This is a genomic window from Clostridium liquoris (assembly GCF_002995785.1).
Lineage (GTDB): Bacteria > Bacillota > Clostridia > Clostridiales > Clostridiaceae > Clostridium_AO > Clostridium_AO liquoris.
The window spans coordinates 38,503-56,917 of record NZ_PVXO01000036.1; the positions used below are offsets into that span (position 1 = coordinate 38,503).

An 18,415-nucleotide genomic window follows, 5' to 3' on the forward strand; every position below is an offset into this window, starting at 1 on the left:
TTATGAAAGGTAGTGAATAAAGTGATAATAACAGATAAGGGAAATTATATAAAAGGGAATACTGCTCTTGCCCCGGAAATTCAGCATAATGAAGAAAATAATAAGAAAAGTAAAGCTGAAAAACAGAAAGTAATAAAGAAAAGAAACCTGCGAATTAAAAATAAGTTAAAAGTATTAAGAAATATTTCTCTTATTTTTATAATTGGTGTTACTTTGATAGGCAGGTATGGGAAAATATATAGTTTACAAAAACAATTAAATACTGTAAATCAAAATGTAAATTCCATAAGCAGGGAAAACGAAAACCTTAAGGTAGAGCTAGTAAGGTTCAGTAATATTCAATACATTGAGGATGTAGCTACAAAAAAATTAAAAATGGTTAGACCAACAAAACAAAGCATGATTTACTGCGATATGAATAAAGAAATATTTAAATATGACAATAATAACAAAGATGAAAACAAAGTAAGCCATAATACTTTAAAAGAATTTTTTAGCAAGCTATTTTAACGGGGGTATAAAGTTTGAATAAAAAAATATATAGGGACAAAGTTCTAATTAAGAAAAGAATGTTTATGGTTCTTATAGGACTTGTATTTTGCTTTATTTGCCTTATAGGGAGACTCGCTTATTTAATGATTAAAAAAGGTCCAGAATATGAAAAGGCTGCGGTAGATCAATGGACAAGTGAGGTTAAAATTTCTGCCAAAAGAGGTAGAATATTGGATAGGAATGGAAATGAATTAGCTGTAAGTGCAAATGTATATAGAGTAGATTTAGACTTAAATACTCTAAGGCATACTATGGAAGATGAAAACCTGTCCGTGGAAACTGTATCATCTGAGTTAGGAAAAGCTCTGGAAATGAACACTGAGGATGTTGCAAAAATTATCAATAAAAAATTTCCTAATGGATTACCATACGGTTCAGCTACTTTAAAAAGAAGAATAGAAAAACCTATGGCTGATAAAGTGAAAGATTTAAAACTAAAAGGAGTAATGGTATCCCCAGACACCAAGAGATACTACCCTAATAACAATTTTTTAGCACATGTATTAGGACATACTAATTCAGATGGAAAAGGACTGACTGGAGTAGAATTGCAGTATGATAAAATATTATCAGGAAAGCCTGGTAAGAAAATAGCAGAGGTGGATAGTACTGGTTCTAGGGAACTTCCTTATGTTATTTCAGAATTTACTAAACCAGAGGATGGTAAAGATGTGGTGCTTACCATTGATGAAATGCTACAGCATTTCTGCGAGAAAGCAGCAGATCAAGCCTTAAAAGATAATAAGGCAAAGGCTGTTACCATAATAGCCATGGATCCCAATAATGGTGAAATATTAGCTTTGGTGAATAAACCTGATTATAATCCTAATAATCCATGGATTGAAGGCAAAACTGGAGATGAGCTTCAAGCTGCTTGGAGGAATAGAGCAGTAAGTGATACTTTTGAACCGGGGTCAATCTTCAAAGTTATAACATCAGCCGCAGCTATACAGGAAAATGCTGTATCAGAAAATGATCAATTTGTATGTAATGGATCCATAACCATCGGAAAGAATACCATACATTGTTGGAAAACATCAGGACATGGAACACAAAACTTTGTAGATATAATTAAGAATTCATGTAATGTTGGTTTTGCCGAGGTTGGAAAAAAAATTGGTAAGGAAAGGCTTTATTCTTATATACAAAAATTTGGATTTGGTCAGCCAACAGGCATAGATCTGCCTGGAGAAGCAAAGGGAATAATTAAAAAGCCTGAATCAATGACAGATTTAGATTTAGCAACTATATCATTTGGGCAAACCAATACTGTATCATCAATACAATATATTACAGCTTTAAATGCAGTAGCGAATGGAGGCAAACTGATAAAACCTCATGTTTTAAAGGAAGTAGCTCATTATGATGAAAGGACTAATAAAGAAGAAACAGATAAAAAATATAATAATACTGAAGGAAAACAAATACTTGATGAGAATACTTGTACTGTATTAAGAAGCTATCTTGAAAAAGTAGTATCTGAAGGAGGCGGAAAAAAAGCCTTTATAGAGGGTTATCATATAGGAGGAAAGACTGGTACTGCTCAAAAGGTTATAGGAGGAAGATATGGGGAAGGAAAATATATATCTTCTTTTGGAGGCATGGCTCCAGCAGATAATCCTAAAATAACTTTATTTGTTTCTATAGATGAACCTGACCCATCAAATTATTATGCAGGACAAATAACAGCGCCAGTAGCTCAACAGGTTTTTAATGATATTTTTAATTATTTACCTTTTAATTCTGATGCATCTTCAGAGAAAATAGCAGAAAGCCTTAAAAAGGATGTTATAATACCTGAAGTAAGAGGCATGAAGAAAAATGAAGCTTTAAAATTATTAAAAGAAAAGGGTTTAGATTATAAAATTGATTCCAATGGTGACTATATAGTGGATATGAATCCAAAACCTGGTTATACTGTAAAAGAAGGCAACAAAATAGTCCTTTACACAGGAAGTACATCAAATTATAATAAAGTAGTGGTTGTTCCTAGTGTGAAAGGATACAGTTTAGAAAGAGCTTCTGAACTTTTAAATAGTCTTGGTCTTAATATGGACTATAGTGGAAACGGCTTAATATTTGATCAGAGCATACAAGAAGGGGAAGAAGTGAAAAAAGGAACTACAATTCATGTTAAACTGGAACAAGTAGGAGATTAAGATTACAGTGAACGGCTCAGCCGTTCACTGTTGTACTGTTAAAGTGACAATTAATCAATGACTGCCTGTAAATTAATCTAATTAAAGAGGTGTAATTTATGAAGTTAAAGGAAATGTTGAAAGATTTAAATTATGAAATTGTAAAAGGAACAGATGAAGTAAACATAAATAATATTCAATATGATTCTAGAAGCATAGAAAAGGGAGATCTGTTTTTTGCTATACAAGGATATAATACTGATGGGCATAAATATATACCAACAGCTTATGAAAAAGGAGCAATAGCAATAATTTATGACAAAGACATGGACAATTTACCTGAATGTACTATGGTAAAGGTAAAAAATAGTAGAAAGGCCATGGCTAAAGTATCTTCAAACTTTTATGGAAATCCCAAAGATAAATTAAAGATAATTGGGGTTACCGGTACAAATGGTAAGACTACATCAACTTTCATGATTAAATCTATATTAGAAGAAGCAGGTTTTAAAGTGGGGCTTTTAGGAACCATTGCTAATTACATTGGAGATGAAAAAATTCATTCAGATAGAACAACTCCAGAATCCTTAGAAATACATAAACTTTTTAAACACATGGTGGATGAAGCCGTAGACTACTGTGTTATGGAAGTTTCCTCTCATTCTCTTTATCTTGATAGGGTTTATGGAATCAATTTTTCTCAGAGCATATTTACAAACTTAACTCAAGATCATTTGGATTTTCATAAAACCTTTGAAAATTATTATCAAGCAAAGTTATTATTGTTTAAAAATAGTAAAAACTCAATAATAAATATAGATGATGAATATGGAAAGAGGGTATATGATGATATAGAAGGAAATAAGCTAACATATTCTATTGAAGAAAAATCAAATCTTAAAGCTGAAAATATAAAAATGCACTCTACAGGTGTGGAATTTAGTATAAACTATGAAGGAAAAGAAGCAGAGATAAATATGCACATACCAGGAAGATATAATATTCAAAATGCTCTGGGTAGTGCACTTGCTTGCTTAAATGAGGGAATAAGCTTGGAAGTTGTAAAAAGAGGCTTTGAAAATATGAGCGGGGTTCCAGGAAGATGTGAAATAGTAACTAAAAAATATAATTTAGGCTATGAAATTATAGTTGACTATGCTCATACTCCTGATGGTTTGGAAAACATATTAAAAACTGCTAGGGAATTTACCAAAGGCAGATTAATCAGTGTATTTGGATGTGGAGGAGATAGAGATAGAACTAAAAGACCTATTATGGGTAAAATAGGAACAGAACTTAGTGATATAGCTGTCATTACATCGGATAATCCAAGAAGCGAAGAACCTTTGGATATAATTGAGGATATAAAGAGTGGTATAAAAAATAATAATTATATAGTCGTTGAAAATAGAAGAGAAGCCATAAAAAAGGCCATGGAAATAGCAAGACAATATGATGTTATTGTGGTGGCTGGAAAAGGGCATGAAGACTACCAAATATTAAAGGATAAGACTATACACTTTGATGAAAGAGAAATAATTAAAGAATTAATTGAAGAATTATATTAGGAAGGGGTTTTCTAATTGGAATATTTAAGTTTTGAAGAAATAGTTAAAGCTGTAAATGGAGAAGTGTTGAGAAAAGGCAATAGGTTTGATTATGATAATATTTCTACAGACACTCGCAAAATCCATGATAAAAGTATTTTTATTGCTTTAAAAGGTGAAAATTTTAATGGAAACAGCTATGTAAAACAGGCCAGTGAAAAGGGAGCATTGATTTGTATAATAGATGAAGTGATTTATAAAAGTGAAGATATTAAAGATTATACTTCAATAATTAAGGTTCAGGATACAAAAAAGGCACTTTTAGATTTAGCAAAGTATTATAGGAGTAAGTTGGATATAAAAGTTGTAGCTATTACTGGTTCTACAGGGAAAACTTCTACTAAGGATTTAACCGCTGCGGTTTTAGGAGCAAAATATAAGGTGTTTAAAACAGAGGGCAATTTTAACAATGAGATAGGGCTTCCTCTTATGATATTTAAATTGGATAATAGCTACCAAGTGGCAGTACTGGAAATGGGTATGAGTAATTTAGGTGAAATACATAGTATGGCAGATGTAGCTAGGCCAGATATAGCCATAATAACAAATGTGGGAATATCTCATATAGAAAATCTAAAAACTAGAGAAAATATTTTAAAAGCAAAACTTGAAATTACAGATTTCTTTAAAGAGAAAAATACTTTAATAGTCAATGGAGATAATGATTTATTAAGCTTATTAGAAGAGAAAAATTTTTCATTAATAAAAACAGGTTTTGAAAATAAATGGGATTTTTATGCATATGATATAGTAGTAAATGAAAATAGTATAGATTTTAAAGTTAAAGAAAAAATGCAGGTGGAAGAGTCAATACACATAGACCTTCCAGGTAAACATAATGTATGGAATGCCTTACTTGCTATAGCTTGTGGAACAGTGTTAAAAATGAGTTTAAAAGAAATAAAAGAAGGATTAAGAAATCTTCAAACCAGTGATATGAGATTGGATATAATAAGAGGAAATAAATTTACCATAGTGAATGACTGTTATAATGCTAGTCCTGATTCTATGAAAGCAGCTATAGACGTTTTGATGAACATTATAGGTAAAAGAAAAATAGCAGTTTTAGGTACCATGAAAGAATTAGGGGAAGAATCCTATTTGGCTCATAAAGAAGTTGGGAAATATGCCAAGGGAAAGGGAATAGATTTACTTATAGCCTTAGGAGAATTTGGAAAGGCCTATAGGGAAGGTTTCCAAGAAAGAGAAAGTCATGAGAAGATTAAAGAATCTGATGAAAGCTTCTTACAATTTGAAGATTATGATTCAGTAGTAGAGTTTTTAATATCCTATTTAAAAAAAGAAGATGTAGTATTATTTAAGGCATCTAGAGCTATGAAATTTGAGAAAATTATTGAAAAACTAAAGATTAATAATGATTAAGGAGGTGAATTTGCTCTAATTTAAGAGCATATAATAATGAACAGTAAAATAATATATTCAGTACTTGTAGCATTCTTTTTATCAATACTTGGAGGCCCGTTATTAATACCAATTTTGCATAAATTGAAATTTGGTCAAAATATAAGGGAAGAAGGGCCTAGAAGCCATCAGAAAAAAGCAGGAACCCCAACTATGGGTGGAATAATATTTATATTAGCTTCATTAATTTCTATGATGATATTAGTGAAAAAGCCCAGTGATGAAGCTATGTTTGCCCTCTATGCTTTTATTGCTTTTGGGTTTATAGGATTCATAGATGATTTCTTAAAGATAGTACATAAGAAAAATCTAGGATTAAGAGCATATCAAAAAATGATTTTATTAATTATTGTATCTTTTGCTTTTGCATATTATGCGGCAAATAATCCTGATATAGGAACTTCAATAATAATACCTTTTACAGGAAAATCTTTTGATTTAGGGAAACTTTATATACCTTTTATAATAATATATTTTTCGGCAACCACTAATGCTGTAAATTTAACTGATGGGTTAGATGGCCTTGCTACTTCTATTACAATACTTGTTATGACCTTTTTTGCAATAGTAAGCTATATTATGGGTCACTATACTTTATCAGTGTTTTGCGCAGTACTTTCGGGTTCACTATTAGGATTTTTAAGATATAATGCTTTCCCAGCTCAAGTATTTATGGGAGACACCGGTTCTTTGGCTTTAGGGGGAGCAGTAGCTGCTGTAGCTATGATATTAAAGTTACCGCTTTTGGTTATAATTGTAGGTGGTATATATGTAATAGAAACACTTTCTGTAATATTGCAAGTAGCTTCCTTTAAATTAACTGGGAAAAGAATATTTAAAATGGCTCCGCTGCATCATCATTTTGAATTGAGCGGCTGGCATGAAACCAAGGTAGTGTCTGTGTTTTCAATAATTACAGTTATATTATGCATGATTGCATTCTTATCCTTTAAATAATTATTTTTAGGAGGTAACCATGAAAAAACTCCAGAATAAAATGAGCAGTATAGATTTTTTACTATTTTCTGTAATAATGCTTTTAGTAGCCTTAGGTGTAGTTATGGTTTATAGTGCTAGCTCATATTTTGCATTTTATAAATATAAAGATAGTATGTATTTTTTAAAAAGGCAGGCTTTATGGGCAGCAATAGGTATTTTTGCTATGTTTGTTACAATAAACATAGATTATCATAAATATAAAAAATATACTAAATTAATTATGATAATCACAACAATATTATTGTGCGTTGTATTCTTATTTCCTGAAAGAAATGGAGCTAGAAGGTGGATACCCTTAGGACCAGCCTCGCTCCAGCCTTCGGAAATAGCAAAATATGCTGTAGTATTGTATCTTGCTAAAAGCATAGATGCAAAAGGAGAAAAAATAAAGTCATTTTTCTATGGCGTAATTCCATACCTTTTAGTGGCTGGCTTTTATGCTGGCTTGGTTTATCTTGAGAAGAATTTAAGTATAGCCACAGTAATTATGGCAGTAACTTTTTTTATACTTTTTGTAGCAGGAGCTAAGCTGAAGCATCTTGCCACGGTGGTACTTCCTGTAATATTAGCAGGAATGGCAGCAATACTTTTAGTACCTTTTAGAAGAGATAGATTTTTTTCCTATAGAAATCCATGGGTAGATCCGCAAAAAACCGGTTATCAACTCATCCAATCCTTTTTAGCATTAGGCTCTGGAGGAATATGGGGAGTGGGATTAGGACAATCAAGACAGAAATGCTATTACATACCAGAACCCCATAATGACTTTATCTTTGCGGTAATAGGCGAGGAATTAGGCCTTATTGGATGTACATTTGTAATAATTCTTTTTGTTATATTTATTTGGAGAGGTGTGGTTACAGCAGTTAAAGCCAAGGATACCTTTGGAACTTTACTAGCCACAGGCATAACTTCAGTTATAGCAGTGCAGGCATTAATAAATATAGCTGTAGTTACAGGATCAATACCTGTAACAGGAGTACCCCTTCCTTTTATAAGTTATGGAGGCTCTTCACTTCTTGTTAATATGACAGCCATGGGAGTATTATTAAATATTTCCAGACAGAAAAGTAATATTTAGTAAAATAGCATTGCGTAAAAGCAATGCTATAATTATGTGAAAAACTATTAGATAAAATTAATTAAAAATTTAATAATAAATTTAATAATAAATTTAATGAAATTAATTATATATCGTGTTATTATATATATAGCCTATAATTTAAGAGGTGGAGATGTTATGGGAGAAGCTATTGACTTTAATAGAAAAGATAAAAATGAACTTATAATTAAAAGAAGAAAAAAAAAATTCATAAAAAAATGTAGTTTATTATTAATATTACTCTTCTCTACTTTAATTATTCTTTGTTTAAAACATCCATATTTTGATATTAAAAATATTGAAGTTATAAACAATAAAAATATATCTAAAGACGAAATAATAAAGCTTTCAGGGATTAACAAAGGTGATAATATATTTTATACCAATATGGATAATATTAAAAATGGTATAATTACCAATCCATATATAATGAAAGTTGAGATAAAAAGAGAGCTCCCTGATACTATATTGATAAATGTAAAGGAAAGAGAAGCTGTTTTCTATGGAGAAAAAGATGGAAAATTTGCTATTGTAGATAAAAATGGCATTGTATTAGAAATTAGAAAAGATATTAAAAATATGAATTTAGTTAAACTTCAGGGATTTGATGTAGAAAAAAGTCAGATTGGTAAACCTATTGCCACTGATGATGATAGAAAATTACAGCTAGTATACAATATTAGTTCTTTAATTGGAAATAGAAAGGATAATTATAAAATTGCTTTGGTAGATATACAGGATATGAATAATATACAGTTCTATTATGGAAATGTATTAATTAAAGTAGGAAATGGCGATGATTTAGATAAAAAGCTAAATAAGGCTTTTAATATTTTATCACAAAAAGAAGAAATAAAAAATGCTAAAAAGGCATATATAGATGTTAGCTTCGATGGAAATCCTGTAGTATTTATAGAAAAATAGGAGGAAATAGCTATATGCGTAAGTGGGGTTCTCAAATTAGTGTAGCTTTAGTTTGTGCTATATTAGGTTTTATGCTGACTTATCAGTTTAAATTGCTTCACAAACAAGAAACAATAAATGTAAATCCATATAACAGTGCGGATATTACGGCAGAAATTGAACAGTATAAAAAAGAAAAGGATAATTTAAATAACAAGGTAAATGAACTTGAAGGAAAGGTTAAAAATTATGAAGAAGCAGCTGCAGGAAGAGATGACGCTACAAAAAACTTATTAAAGGAATTAGAAGATACTAGAATATTAACAGGAACCACTGATGTGCAAGGGGAAGGTGTTATTATTTATTTAACTCCTAATAGTACTATATTCGGTGGTGGTAATGAAGCCAAAATAACTGATAAGCATTTGATATATTTAATAAATGAATTGAAATATGCTGGAGCAGAAGCTATTTCTATAAATGACATAAGGGTTACAGGAAGAACTGGAATAAGAATTTCAGGAAATAGTATATCAATAAATGGAGAAGACAGAGTTTCCCCTTCGAAAAGAATTGTAATAAAGGCTATAGGATACAAAAAGAATTTGGAGGCTACTTTAAGTTTCCCTGAAACTTTAGCTGACTTTAAAGGTATTTGTGATGTAAAATATGAGACATCTGATAATATAAAGATAGATAGATATAACAAACCTTATAAATTTGAATATGCAAAACCAGTAAAAAGTCAATAATTTATATAGGGGTGAGTTGTGAATGATTGCATTTTTAGGTTTAGTAATTGGAATAATAGTAGGGGCTATATGGAATATTAATATTCCAGAAAAATTTTCACCCTATATGTCTGTTGCCATACTGGCTTGTTTAGATTCTGTTTTTGGAGCCATAAGGGCAAGCCTTTCAAAAAACTTTCAGGCAGATATATTTATATCAGGTTTTTTTGGCAATTCAGTGCTAGCAGCTGGATTAGCTTACCTGGGTGACAAGTTAGGTGTACCTATATATATAGCAGCAGTTATTGTATTTGGAGGAAGAATATTTGATAACTTTGCTATAGTTAGAAGGCTTTTAATAGAAAAGGCTAAGTCACGTCAATGAGGTGAAATCAATGAGAAATAATGAAGCTAATGTGTTTGTATTTATAGCTTCTATAATAATTGGTATATTGATTGCTATGAATATAAGTTTTACAAGGGAAAACAAAACAATGTTTTTAAGCAGTAAGCAATATCAAGATGCCTATTCATATAGAAATGAACTTCTTAACGATATAAGTAATTTAAGTGATGAATATACAAAGTATTCAAATAAGCTTCATAAGTATGAGAATAATGCTAAGAATAAGAAAAAAATAATAGAAGAAATAAATTCAGAAATTATGGATAATAAAAAAATTATTGGATACACAGATTTACAGGGCCCAGGAATAAAAATCACTCTGCAGGATGCCAGTATGGAATTTGTCCAGGATCCTTTTGAATATGAATTAAGATTAATACATAACACTGATATGATTCAGGTAATAAATGATCTTTTGAATGCTGGTGCAGAGGCTATTTCAATAAATGGACTTAGAGTAGTGAGTTCTACAGGAGTATATTGTAATGGAGCTTTTTTAAGAATAAATGGCATTCAGGTATGTGCGCCCTTTTATGTTAATGCTATTGGAAATAAAGATACCTTGAAAAACTATATGCTAGCAGATGAAAATCATTTAAAATCTTTAATGTTGAGAAATATTATTGTGGATGTAGAAGAAGATGATAACATTAAGATTCCGGCTTTTAGTGGAGATATAGAAAATAAATATATTAAATCTGAAAATAAATAGCATATAATGAAGGAATTTTAAATTTTATGAAGAATAATAAAATTAAGATAAATTAATCTAAGGGGACGATAATATTGTCAATGAATGAGAATATAAGGAATATAAAAGATTCCATTGGAGAAGATGTTGCTTTAATAGCAGTTTCTAAAACCAAACCTTTAGAAGATATGGAAGAAGCATATAATTTAGGACTAAGGGATTTTGGAGAAAATAAAGTACAAGAATTAGTATATAAAATGGATAACTTTCACCATGATGATGTAAAATGGCATCTAATAGGACATCTGCAAAGGAACAAGGTTAAATATATTGCAGGCAGAGTTCAATTGATACATTCTTTAGATAGCCTGCGCCTTTTAGAAGAAATAGAAAAGCAGTATAAAAGTAAAGATATAATAGCACAGGTATTAATTGAAATAAATATAGGGAAAGAAGAAAATAAATCTGGAATTTTCCTTGAGGATTTAGAAGAACTTATAGAAGCCTGTGAAAGTTGTAGTAACGTGAAAGTTAAAGGACTTATGACAGTAATTCCTAAAGGAAATGATGAAAGTTGTAGAGAGTACTTTAAAGAAATGAAAACAACATTCGATAACTTAAAAGAAAGAAAGTTTAAAAATATAGAAATGAAATATCTTTCCATGGGTATGACAGGTGATTATAAAATTGCTATAGAGCAAGGATCTAATATGGTAAGAATTGGAGAAGGAATCTTTGGAAAAAGAAATTATAATTTATAGGGGGAGAAAAAATGGCAGGTAAAGTATTAAATAAAGTTATGGGAATTTTAGGCTTGGAAGATGAAATGGATGAATTTGATGAAAATGAGGGATCAGAAGAAATGGGAAATGAAAATGGGGAAGAGTATGAACCAATCGTTCAATCTTCTAAAAAACCAGGGAAGGTTGTAAGTATACATACAGCTTCTACTGCTAAAGTGATGATAGTAAAACCAATAACTTATGATGAAGTAGTAGATATTTGTGATAATTTAAAGAGCAGAAAAATTATAGTAGTTAACTCTGTATCCTTAGAACCAAGAACTGCTCAAAGACTATTAGATTTTATAAGTGGAGCTACTTATGCATTAGGGGGAAGCCTTGAAGAAATAGAAAAAGGTATTTATATAGTTTCACCTTCAAATGTGGAAGTGGATAGTGAGCTAAAAGACGAATTGTCAAATAAGAGTATGTTTAATTGGAATAGATAAAACTTGGAGGTAACAATGGACACTGCTTTATTTCGTATTATTAATATTTGTTTTGGTGTTGCAGAGTATGCCATATTAATTGATGTGATTTTATCATATATTCCTATTGGTAGAGAAAATGGTTTTACCCAATTAGTTCATGCTATTACAGAACCTCTTTTATCACCAGGCAGAAAAATTCAAGATAAATTAATGCCGGGACTTATGATTGATTTTTCACCAATTATTGCCTACTTTATGGTATATATATTAAAACAAGTCGTTTTTTCAATAATGCTATGATAGATAAGAAAAATTTTGTAGATAGCATAAAATATGAAGATAAGAACAAGATATCTAAGTTATATGATAAAATACTGCTATGCAATAAAACCGGGAATACTGCATTTTCTGATGAATTTTACCCTCCTAATGTGTGGAGAAGTTTGGAAGAACTTCAAGAGTCTATACCAGTAAATATATTTAGTAATGGTATATTTGAAGGATCTGAAAGAAGGATAATTGCATTTTCACCTGATGAAATATGGCACTACCCCATGGAATTAATAAAAATAACGAATAAATCTTCATTTAGAACATTATGTCATAGAGATTATTTAGGCTCCATTATGGCCTTAGGAATTATAAGGGAAAAGTTTGGAGATCTAATATTAGAGGATAATAAATGTTATGTTCCTATACAGGAAGAATTAATAGAGTATGTAATTTATAATTTAAAGAATGTAGGCAATTGTCCATGTACTGTAGAAATAGTAGATATATACACAGAGGGGCTGCCCAAGTATAATTTTGAAGATTTAAATATAATTGCTTCTTCTAATAGAATAGATTGTATTTTAAGTGGAATTACTAATCTTTCTAGAAGTAAAGCTTTAGACTTAATTTCTTCGGGTAAGGTGTTGATAGATTATCTACCTGTAAAGAATAAGGATAAAATAGTTAAAGAGCAATCTATTATTACCATAAGAGGTTTTGGTAAATATAAATTTATAGAGGTATGTGGATCTACAGGAAGTGGAAGGTTAAGGATGTTATTTAAAAAATTTATTTGATTCGGGGTGTTGACAATGAAAATAACTGCAATGGATATTACAAGTAAGGAATTTAAAAAGGGCTTTAGAGGATATGATATGGATGAGGTAGATGAATTCTTAGATAAAATAGCAGAAAACTATGAGGCGCTATATAAAGAGAATTCATCTCTAAAAGAAAAAATTACTTCCGCAGAAGAAAATTTACATCACTATAGCAAGATGGAAGAAACTATACAAAATACTCTTCTATTAGCTCAAAATGCAGCAGATCAATCCAAAAAAGCCGCACAAAAAGAATCAGATCTTATTATAAAAAATGCAAATGAAACATCAAAAAAAATCTTGGATAAGGCACATGATGACGTTATAAATATAAATGATGATTTTGAAAAAACAAAAAATGAATTTGTTATGTTTAGAACCAAGTATAAAAACTTTATACAATCTCAGTTAGAAATGTTCGAAAACATGGAAAAAGATTTTGTAAAAAAATATAACATTGGAAGCCAGGTAGAAGAAACAGATTTAAAAGAAAAAGATATAGATACTACTTATACTGAAGATGATGCAAATAATACTAGTAGTGATAGTGGATTTATGTTAGAGGAAAAGAAACCTTCCTTAGAGGATTCTCAAAATGACAATTTAGAAGAAATAAAAAGCTTTTATGTTAAAGATTAAAATCTCGCTCAATAAGAGTGAGTTTTTTTTGTGTAAAGTTAATAATTATATCATGAAGAATAGATAATAGGTAATAGGTAAAAAGTAAGAGTTTATAAAAAAATGGAGGCGTTTTATGAAGGAATTGGAAGTGAGTGGCGTAAAGGGCTATAGAGTATATATAGACAGCACTATAGATAAACTTTTTCAGATGTTACTTCAACATAAAATAAAACATAATGATAATATTTTTTTAATTACTGATGATAGGGTATTTTCTCTATACAAAAATGGAATAGAAAAACTTAAAGAAAGCTTTAATGTTAAATTATATTATTTTAAGAATGGAGAGGGAAATAAAAACATAAATACAGTACAAGGGATTTACTCTTTTCTAATAGACAATGATGCTAATAGAGATAGTGTAATAATAGCATTGGGCGGGGGAGTAGTTGGAGATATAGTAGGATTTGTTTCTTCTACTTATATGAGGGGAATAAGGTATATAAATATACCTACTACACTGCTTTCCCAAGTAGACAGCTGTATAGGGGGAAAAGTTGGATATAATTACAATGGAATAAAAAATGTTGTGGGAAGTTTTTATAATCCTTATTTTGTTTATGTGTCCACCAATTTTCTAAAATCTTTAGATGAAAAATATTTTATAGATGGTTTAGGAGAGATTGTAAAATATGCATTAATTAAAGATGGTGCGTTGTTTAACTATCTAAATGAAAACTATAGAGGAATTTTAGAAAGAGAAAACGATAAAATGATTCATATTATTAGAACTTGTTTAAAGTTAAAAAAAGATATAGTAGAAGAAGACTTTCGGGACAATGGCATAAGGAACTTATTAAATTTTGGTCATACCGTAGGACATGGAATAGAAATGACTTCAGGAGGTAAACTAACTCATGGAGAATCTGTAGCCTTAGGAATATTAGTTTCCTTAAAACTTTCGGAAAGTATGCTTAATTTAAATGAAGAAGTATTTAAAGAAACAATAGAACTATATAAAAAGTTAGGATTACCTATTAAGTACAAAGTTGACAATTATAATTTATTTATGTATGCTATTAATCATGATAAAAAAAATAATGATAAGATAAGATTTGTTTTACTTCAAGATATAGGAAATGGAAAAATAAAGATTGAAGTAAATAAAGAGCAAATTTTAGAAGCTATAAAACAAAGCATTGGCAAGGGGGAGTAAAATTGGTTATTGGAATTATTGGAGCAATGATTGAAGAAGTAGAACCTCTATTAAAGGAGTTAAAACTAGAAAGAAAGCTTGTAAAAGCTAAAATGGAGTTTAATCTAGGTGAACTATGGGGGAAAAATGTTGTTGTAGTAAAGAGTGGAGTAGCTAAAGTAAATGCTGCAGTGTGCGCTCAAATATTAATAGATGATTTTAATGTGGATGCAGTTATAAATGTTGGAGTAGCTGGAGGAGTTGGGAAAGAAGTTTATCCAGGAGATGTAGTAATAGCAGAAAGCTTAGTCCAACATGATGTTGATTCCAGCGTATTTGGCGAAAAAAAAGGTCAAATTCCAAGGCTTGATACCTTTGACTTTAAATGTAATGAGATTTTAGTATTAAAAGCTAAAAGAGCTTGTGAAAAAATCACTCACTGTAAATGCTTTATAGGAAGAATAGTTACAGGTGACCAGTTTATAGCAGATCCAGAAAAAATAAGATGGTTAAGTGAAGAGTTTAATGCATTGGCATGTGAAATGGAAGGCGGCAGTATAGCACAGGTATGTTATTTAAATGAAGTACCATTCGTTGTAATAAGATCTGCTTCAGATAATGCTAATAATGGTGCTCATATAGAGTATGAAGAATTTAAGCCAGTAGCAGTGAGAAATTCAGTAGGTATTCTTAAAAACATGTTAGAAACTATGTAGGTGATATTTAATGAAAGATTTATTAGTAGATTTAAAAAGTGGAAATAAAATTAAGGTAAAGGTAAAAGATGTAACTATAGGCGGAAGGGAAAAAATATTTATATCTGGACCTTGCTCTGTGGAAAATTTAGATACTATGCTTAGTATTGCTAAAAGATTAAAAAAAGCAGGTGTGCATATGTTAAGAGGAGGGGTTTTTAAACCAAGAACCTCTCCCTATGATTTTCAAGGTCTTCAATATGATGGATTGAAAATTTTAAGAGAAGTTAGTCAAGAAGTTCATATGCCTTTTGTAACAGAGATAATGGATACAAGGGATGTGGAGAAGGCTATGGAATATGTAGACATGATACAAATAGGATCAAGAAATATGTATAACTATAGTTTATTAAAGGAAGTTGGCAAAACGAGAAAGCCTGTACTACTTAAAAGGGGAATGAGTGCTACTTTAGCGGAATGGCTATATGCGGCTGAGTATATTATGGCTGAGGGCAATATGAATGTAGTTCTTTGTGAAAGAGGTATTAGGACCTTTGAAAACTATACTAGAAATACTTTAGATTTAAACAGTGTAGCAGTAATCAAGGGAAAATACAGACTTCCTGTAATAGTAGATCCTAGCCATGGAACGGGACTAAGGGAAATTGTTCCTGCTATGAGTGTTGCTGCTATAGCCACAGGGGCAGACGGTCTTATGATTGAAAGCCATGTAAATCCTGATAATTCTATATCTGATGCAAGGGAAACCATATCTATAGATACAATGGGAAAAATAATAGAGAGAGTAAAAGCAAATAATTTATTTTAATATAAAACTTCTTCATGGAAATCCAAAGAATAATTTTACTGGATTAGCGATAAAATAATTATAGTTATTAAAATAGGATTTTACAGAGAGGAGATAGCCATAATTATGAATAAGCAAAGTATGGAGAAGTTTAAAGCTAGATTGTTAGAAGAAAGAAAAAATGTAAAAGACATTATTGTTCTTATGAAAAAAAATGAAACTATAGATTCAAATATAACGGATACGCAAGAATTATCATTATACGATAATCATCCAGCTGATTTAGCTTCAGAGTTGTATGCTAAAGAAAGCGGTGCTGCTCTAAAGGAAAATGAAATTAATATTTTAAATAAGATTGATTCAGCCTTAAAAATGATAGATGAAGGAACCTATGGTACATGTAAAAATTGCGGTAAGGAAATAAATTTAGGAAGATTAGAGTTTATTCCTTATGCAGAGTATTGTGTAGATTGTCAAAAAAAAATAAATGCTTCTGCTAACTATGATTTAGATGCTAGAAGCTTTGCTCCTAAAAATAGAGCCATAGAAGAAGAAGTACTAGGGCCTTCAGGAGGTTTTGTAAATAATGATTTTGATTATGAAGATCAGATAGGATTTGATGGTGAAGACAGTTATCAAAGTGTAGGAATGTTTAATCAGCGTAAAAAAATTTACTATGATGATTTTGGTGAAGAAGAAGATGCAGGTTATGTTGAGCCAATAGAAAAGATAAGTAATCAACAGTATAAAAATACAATGTCATAAAAGTAAAAGCTTTTATATTTTATTTTTCATTTAAAAGGGTGGGGGTGTTCCTATGGAAGTAGCTATAATAATATTGGGCGTAGTTTTAGACAGAGTAACCAAGCTTTGGGCTGTAAAAACTTTATCTTCAGGCAACGATATAGTAATAATCAAGAACTTTTTTCAGTTTTCCTATTTAGAAAATAGCGGGGCAGCTTTTGGAATCTTTAGAGATAAAATATTATTTCTCACTGCTACTACATTAATTGTTGTATCTGCAACTTTGTTTTATCTATTTAAATTTAAACCTGCTTCAAAACTTATAAGGATAAGTTTATCGCTTATAATAAGTGGAGCAATTGGTAATCTCATAGATAGAATACAATGCAAATATGTGGTAGATTTTATTTTATTTCACTACAAAGATATATATTATTTTCCTACATTTAATGTTGCAGATATTTTAGTAAGTGTAGGAACTATTTTATTAGCAATTTTTGTAATAAAGGAAGATGTGCATGGAGAGTAAAGAATTTCTTATAAGTAAAGATTATGAAGGAATGAGATTAGATGTATTCCTCAGTTCTAGATTTGAGGAGAAGTCAAGATCCTATATACAAGGATTAATAAAAAGAGAAGATGTAAAGGTAAATGGAAAATTAAAAAAGAGTAATTACAGGCTAAGACATGGCGATATTGTGATTTTTAATATTCCAGAAGCTGTACCCTTAGATATAGCTGGAGAGGATATACCTATAGAAATATTATATGAGGATAAAGATGTAATAGTAGTAAACAAGCCTCAGGGAATGGTAGTACACCCTGCCCCGGGAAACTATAATGGCACATTAGTTAATGCACTTTTGAATCATTGCAAAGACTTATCTGGAATAAATGGAGTAACCCGTCCAGGGATAGTGCATAGAATTGATAAGGATACCTCAGGGATTTTGGTTGTGGCGAAAAATGACTTGGCTCATAATAAGCTTGCTGAGCAGCTAAAGAATCACTCTATGACTAGAATTTATATAGCACTACTGGAAGGTGTATTAAAGGATGAAGAGGGCACAATAGATGCTCCATTGGGAAGACATCCAGTGGAGAGAATAAAGATGGCTGTAGTTCCCAATGGAAGAAATGCTGTTACTCATTATAGAGTTTTAAAAAGATACCCTTCAAATACTCTAGTGGAATGTAGATTAGAAACAGGAAGAACTCATCAAATAAGAGTACATATGGCTCATATTGGTCACCCATTAGTAGGAGATCCTGTTTATGGATATAAAAAACAGAAATTTAGGCTGAAAGGTCAAATGCTTCATGCTAAAAAACTAGGCTTTATACATCCATCTACTGGAGAGTACATGGAGTTTGATACTGATTTACCAGAATACTTTAAAAAAATACTAGAAAATTTGGAGAAACAGTTGAAACAGTAATATGAATATGATATCATTAATTAAGTTAATCCTTTAAGTGATCCAGAGAGATCAT

The 18,415-nt window shown here is 30.4% G+C and carries 21 protein-coding genes; all 21 read left to right on the forward strand.

From position 1 onward, the window contains the following. The first annotated feature begins 21 nt into the window (after positions 1 to 21). The 21 genes from CLLI_RS06685 to CLLI_RS06785 all read left to right on the forward strand — a co-directional run bounded on the left by CLLI_RS06685 (position 22) and on the right by CLLI_RS06785 (position 18,360). On the forward strand, positions 22 to 510 hold the full coding sequence (locus CLLI_RS06685) for a septum formation initiator family protein (RefSeq protein WP_170063657.1): 489 nt from the start codon (positions 22 to 24) through the stop codon (positions 508 to 510). Between the two features lie 14 nt (positions 511 to 524). Then, positions 525 to 2,711 carry a stage V sporulation protein D gene (locus CLLI_RS06690; protein WP_106063447.1) on the forward strand — a complete coding sequence of 729 codons (2,187 nt, stop codon included), beginning with the start codon at positions 525 to 527 and terminating at the stop codon, positions 2,709 to 2,711. A gap of 98 nt (positions 2,712 to 2,809) precedes the next feature. Further along, complete coding sequence (locus CLLI_RS06695) at positions 2,810 to 4,258, forward strand: UDP-N-acetylmuramoyl-L-alanyl-D-glutamate--2,6-diaminopimelate ligase (RefSeq protein WP_106063448.1); 1,449 nt, start codon at positions 2,810 to 2,812, stop codon at positions 4,256 to 4,258. A 15-nt stretch (positions 4,259 to 4,273) separates the two neighbouring features. Continuing rightward, positions 4,274 to 5,680, forward strand: coding sequence for a UDP-N-acetylmuramoyl-tripeptide--D-alanyl-D-alanine ligase (locus CLLI_RS06700; RefSeq protein ID WP_106063449.1), 1,407 nt, complete (start codon positions 4,274 to 4,276; stop codon positions 5,678 to 5,680). Positions 5,681 to 5,716: 36 nt separating this feature from the next. Next, entirely contained in the window at positions 5,717 to 6,676 is a 960-nt protein-coding gene (mraY, locus tag CLLI_RS06705) for a phospho-N-acetylmuramoyl-pentapeptide-transferase (protein ID WP_106063450.1), read from the forward strand. Between the two features lie 19 nt (positions 6,677 to 6,695). Continuing rightward, positions 6,696 to 7,799: a stage V sporulation protein E gene (gene spoVE / locus CLLI_RS06710; protein ID WP_106063451.1), complete on the forward strand. Its 1,104-nt coding sequence runs from the start codon at positions 6,696 to 6,698 to the stop codon at positions 7,797 to 7,799. 159 nt (positions 7,800 to 7,958) lie between these two features. Further along, entirely contained in the window at positions 7,959 to 8,744 is a 786-nt protein-coding gene (locus tag CLLI_RS06715; RefSeq protein ID WP_106063452.1) for a cell division protein FtsQ/DivIB, read from the forward strand. Between the two features lie 14 nt (positions 8,745 to 8,758). Then, the gene (locus CLLI_RS06720) at positions 8,759 to 9,475 is read left to right on the forward strand and encodes a DUF881 domain-containing protein (protein WP_106063453.1); all 717 of its coding nucleotides are present in this window, start codon (positions 8,759 to 8,761) and stop codon (positions 9,473 to 9,475) included. Between the two features lie 22 nt (positions 9,476 to 9,497). Then, a complete protein-coding gene (locus CLLI_RS06725) occupies positions 9,498 to 9,839 on the forward strand; it encodes a small basic family protein (protein WP_106063454.1) in 342 nt (113 codons plus the stop codon). A gap of 10 nt (positions 9,840 to 9,849) precedes the next feature. Then, positions 9,850 to 10,572 (forward strand): DUF881 domain-containing protein, encoded by a 723-nt coding sequence (locus CLLI_RS06730; protein WP_106063455.1) that lies wholly within the window; start codon positions 9,850 to 9,852, stop codon positions 10,570 to 10,572. Positions 10,573 to 10,646: 74 nt separating this feature from the next. After that, complete coding sequence (locus CLLI_RS06735) at positions 10,647 to 11,312, forward strand: YggS family pyridoxal phosphate-dependent enzyme (protein WP_106063456.1); 666 nt, start codon at positions 10,647 to 10,649, stop codon at positions 11,310 to 11,312. Positions 11,313 to 11,323: 11 nt separating this feature from the next. Further along, entirely contained in the window at positions 11,324 to 11,782 is a 459-nt protein-coding gene (locus tag CLLI_RS06740; protein ID WP_106063457.1) for a cell division protein SepF, read from the forward strand. A 15-nt stretch (positions 11,783 to 11,797) separates the two neighbouring features. Beyond that, on the forward strand, positions 11,798 to 12,064 hold the full coding sequence (locus CLLI_RS06745; protein ID WP_106063458.1) for a YggT family protein: 267 nt from the start codon (positions 11,798 to 11,800) through the stop codon (positions 12,062 to 12,064). Continuing rightward, positions 12,061 to 12,834 carry a YlmH family RNA-binding protein gene (locus tag CLLI_RS06750; protein ID WP_106063459.1) on the forward strand — a complete coding sequence of 258 codons (774 nt, stop codon included), beginning with the start codon at positions 12,061 to 12,063 and terminating at the stop codon, positions 12,832 to 12,834. The genes CLLI_RS06745 and CLLI_RS06750 overlap by 4 nt, the downstream gene beginning before the upstream one ends. A gap of 15 nt (positions 12,835 to 12,849) precedes the next feature. Further along, positions 12,850 to 13,497 (forward strand): DivIVA domain-containing protein, encoded by a 648-nt coding sequence (locus tag CLLI_RS06755; RefSeq protein ID WP_106063460.1) that lies wholly within the window; start codon positions 12,850 to 12,852, stop codon positions 13,495 to 13,497. Between the two features lie 115 nt (positions 13,498 to 13,612). After that, entirely contained in the window at positions 13,613 to 14,695 is a 1,083-nt protein-coding gene (aroB, locus tag CLLI_RS06760) for a 3-dehydroquinate synthase (RefSeq protein WP_106063461.1), read from the forward strand. Between the two features lie 2 nt (positions 14,696 to 14,697). Next, entirely contained in the window at positions 14,698 to 15,390 is a 693-nt protein-coding gene (locus CLLI_RS06765) for a 5'-methylthioadenosine/adenosylhomocysteine nucleosidase (protein ID WP_106063462.1), read from the forward strand. Between the two features lie 10 nt (positions 15,391 to 15,400). Next, positions 15,401 to 16,198, forward strand: coding sequence for a 3-deoxy-7-phosphoheptulonate synthase (aroF, locus tag CLLI_RS06770; RefSeq protein ID WP_106063463.1), 798 nt, complete (start codon positions 15,401 to 15,403; stop codon positions 16,196 to 16,198). Positions 16,199 to 16,303: 105 nt separating this feature from the next. Further along, positions 16,304 to 16,942 carry a TraR/DksA C4-type zinc finger protein gene (locus CLLI_RS06775; RefSeq protein ID WP_106063464.1) on the forward strand — a complete coding sequence of 213 codons (639 nt, stop codon included), beginning with the start codon at positions 16,304 to 16,306 and terminating at the stop codon, positions 16,940 to 16,942. Positions 16,943 to 16,994: 52 nt separating this feature from the next. Continuing rightward, positions 16,995 to 17,450 carry a signal peptidase II gene (lspA, locus tag CLLI_RS06780; RefSeq protein WP_106063465.1) on the forward strand — a complete coding sequence of 152 codons (456 nt, stop codon included), beginning with the start codon at positions 16,995 to 16,997 and terminating at the stop codon, positions 17,448 to 17,450. After that, positions 17,440 to 18,360, forward strand: coding sequence for an RluA family pseudouridine synthase (locus CLLI_RS06785; RefSeq protein WP_106063466.1), 921 nt, complete (start codon positions 17,440 to 17,442; stop codon positions 18,358 to 18,360). Before lspA ends, CLLI_RS06785 begins: the two co-directional genes overlap by 11 nt. The last annotated feature ends 55 nt before the right edge of the window (positions 18,361 to 18,415 follow it).

Bases quoted from the DNA above. Each gene is read 5' to 3' on its own strand.
- CLLI_RS06775 (WP_106063464.1), top strand. From the start codon at position 16,304: ATGAATAAGCAAAGTATGGAGAAGTTTAAAGCTAGATTGTTAGAAGAA.
- CLLI_RS06755 (WP_106063460.1), top strand. From the start codon at position 12,850: ATGAAAATAACTGCAATGGATATTACAAGTAAGGAATTTAAAAAGGGC.
- spoVE (WP_106063451.1), top strand. From the start codon at position 6,696: ATGAAAAAACTCCAGAATAAAATGAGCAGTATAGATTTTTTACTATTT.
- mraY (WP_106063450.1), top strand. From the start codon at position 5,717: ATGAACAGTAAAATAATATATTCAGTACTTGTAGCATTCTTTTTATCA.
- CLLI_RS06740 (WP_106063457.1), top strand. From the start codon at position 11,324: ATGGCAGGTAAAGTATTAAATAAAGTTATGGGAATTTTAGGCTTGGAA.
- aroB (WP_106063461.1), top strand. From the start codon at position 13,613: ATGAAGGAATTGGAAGTGAGTGGCGTAAAGGGCTATAGAGTATATATA.
- CLLI_RS06715 (WP_106063452.1), top strand. From the start codon at position 7,959: ATGGGAGAAGCTATTGACTTTAATAGAAAAGATAAAAATGAACTTATA.
- CLLI_RS06730 (WP_106063455.1), top strand. From the start codon at position 9,850: ATGAGAAATAATGAAGCTAATGTGTTTGTATTTATAGCTTCTATAATA.
- CLLI_RS06725 (WP_106063454.1), top strand. From the start codon at position 9,498: ATGATTGCATTTTTAGGTTTAGTAATTGGAATAATAGTAGGGGCTATA.
- CLLI_RS06720 (WP_106063453.1), top strand. From the start codon at position 8,759: ATGCGTAAGTGGGGTTCTCAAATTAGTGTAGCTTTAGTTTGTGCTATA.
- aroF (WP_106063463.1), top strand. From the start codon at position 15,401: ATGAAAGATTTATTAGTAGATTTAAAAAGTGGAAATAAAATTAAGGTA.
- CLLI_RS06785 (WP_106063466.1), top strand. From the start codon at position 17,440: ATGGAGAGTAAAGAATTTCTTATAAGTAAAGATTATGAAGGAATGAGA.
- CLLI_RS06745 (WP_106063458.1), top strand. From the start codon at position 11,798: ATGGACACTGCTTTATTTCGTATTATTAATATTTGTTTTGGTGTTGCA.
- CLLI_RS06695 (WP_106063448.1), top strand. From the start codon at position 2,810: ATGAAGTTAAAGGAAATGTTGAAAGATTTAAATTATGAAATTGTAAAA.
- CLLI_RS06750 (WP_106063459.1), top strand. From the start codon at position 12,061: ATGATAGATAAGAAAAATTTTGTAGATAGCATAAAATATGAAGATAAG.
- lspA (WP_106063465.1), top strand. From the start codon at position 16,995: ATGGAAGTAGCTATAATAATATTGGGCGTAGTTTTAGACAGAGTAACC.